Here is a 1876-nt window from a genome sequence, read left to right on the forward strand (position 1 = left end):
ATCTTAACAAAAAAAATTATTTTTTGCTTTAAATTATCACTATATTTTGATTATACTTAATCTCCTATATCATATAAATAGTTATAGATTAATTTGGTTTTTTAAAAAGTTTTTTAAATCTGCTATTGAATTTAGTTAAACTACTACGTTTAAAGCACGTTTAAAGCATCAAACAAAGTCAAATAATTTAGTCAGCGAAGAAAAATAATGAAAATTGCTCAACTAGCCTTACAAACAACACTACCACAATTGCAAAAAAAGCGTTATGCGTTACAAGCAATTGCTACATTGTTAGGGATAACGATATCAGATAATGTCATTGCACTAACCGCAACCACAACAAAAGAGATTCAGGGCAACAAGCCTTATTTGCACTTTAAGGCAAATCAGGATAACCAAGTTGGCAATAAGCTGAACAGCTTAAATGAGCTACTTGGCTTGAAGATACCAAGTGAAACAAATAATGGTGAATTAAAACAAATTGGTATTATGGATTCAATCTCGTACGGTGGAAAACCGTTAAGAGTTCCAGAGGGTACAAAATTATCAGATATTATTGCTCTGGTTGCCGCGGACAGCAAAGTACATGACATCGCTACATTACTACAAGTAGTAGACGATGATGGTGATGCCTCTATAGCTGAGAACGCAACTGTTCTTGGTTCGTTAAAGGCAACTTGGAAAGATGGCTATGAAGAAGTTGTGAGCGATTTAAATCAGGAATTAACACAATGCGGAGGGCCTTATACCTTAGAATTAAGTATAAAAGATGTCGCTGCAACCACCAAATATGGTATTCCCAATACTAATGATTATGGTAGCAAACCTCAAATTGCTTACCAAGTTATGCTTTTAGGTGGTCCAAAATTATGCTACGCTCAACCAGAGCGTATTGATGTTTATTTAGAGGCTAGAGATGTAACTAAATATCCTAAAGGTTATAACTCTGCAATCTGGAATGGTGCTGGTTATAATGAGGCTAATCGATCTCGTGTAGGATTTATAGCCGAGTCATTTCGACCTATTACTGGTTTCGAAGGGGTTAAGTTTAACTTAATCGGTTCAGGGGGTAATCAGTCAAAATACCGTTGTATACTTGATGAGAGCAATATCACTAATTGGGTAACTTTGTCAGGAAACGGAAATAAAGCATTGGGTGCTGGTTGTAATATTACTTATAATAGTCGTCTTAAACCGAAGACCCCATTATCCATTAATATGGAGTACACAGAAGATAATGGTAATAGTTGGATAAATATTGGTAAAGTGACTCTTCCGATACCTGAGAAATGGGCAATTCTTGTTGATCATAATAATTCTAGTGAAAGTAAAGGTTTTATTCAAAAGGATAAGTACCCGGCGTTTGATGAATGTCGTAAAATTATTGATGGTCATGCAATACCAGCAACAACACGAGATCAAGTTAATGATTTTTCTGACGCAGGAAAAGCTTGGCGGCAAAAATATCTGTATAGAAGGAATGAATTAATTAATTCGCTTGATGCTGATTTACCAGAAGGTACTGCTACACTTCCTACACAAGGGACATATAGACCTTCCCGTGATTTAGGTACATTTCTAGGAGAATGGGGAGCCGCCTCGATATATAGTCAAGGCGGCGGGGATTTTATATGGACATCTGAAATGTACCGAGCCGATAAGCCTTTTTCTATTAATGGATGGGCTCTAAGAGGTCAGATTTATGGTGATGAGTATGACCTCGGTTCTGCTCAGTCCTCTCAAACATTCTGTCGAGGCGAGAATATCCCCTAGAAAATTAATACTAGAATAGTTATTTGTTTAGGTTATATTATTGGGTTATTTATTTTATAACCCTATTATTTGATAGCTTTTCTGCTGATGGTGAGCATTACCT

1 protein-coding gene is annotated in these 1876 nt (G+C 36.0%); it reads left to right on the forward strand.

The annotated features are described in order from the left end of the window. Positions 1–207: 207 nt before the first annotated feature. Positions 208–1773, forward strand: coding sequence for a hypothetical protein (locus tag A9G30_RS04610; protein WP_065588198.1), 1566 nt, complete (start codon positions 208–210; stop codon positions 1771–1773). Positions 1774–1876 lie beyond the last annotated feature (103 nt).

Origin of the sequence: Gilliamella sp. Fer4-1 (assembly GCF_001690515.1) — a bacterium.
In the GTDB taxonomy this organism is placed as follows: Bacteria; Pseudomonadota; Gammaproteobacteria; order Enterobacterales; family Orbaceae; genus Gilliamella; species Gilliamella apicola_C.

Excerpts from the sequence above, each read along its gene's own strand:
- A9G30_RS04610 (WP_065588198.1), top strand. The coding sequence starts at position 208 with ATGAAAATTGCTCAACTAGCCTTACAAACAACACTACCACAATTGCAA.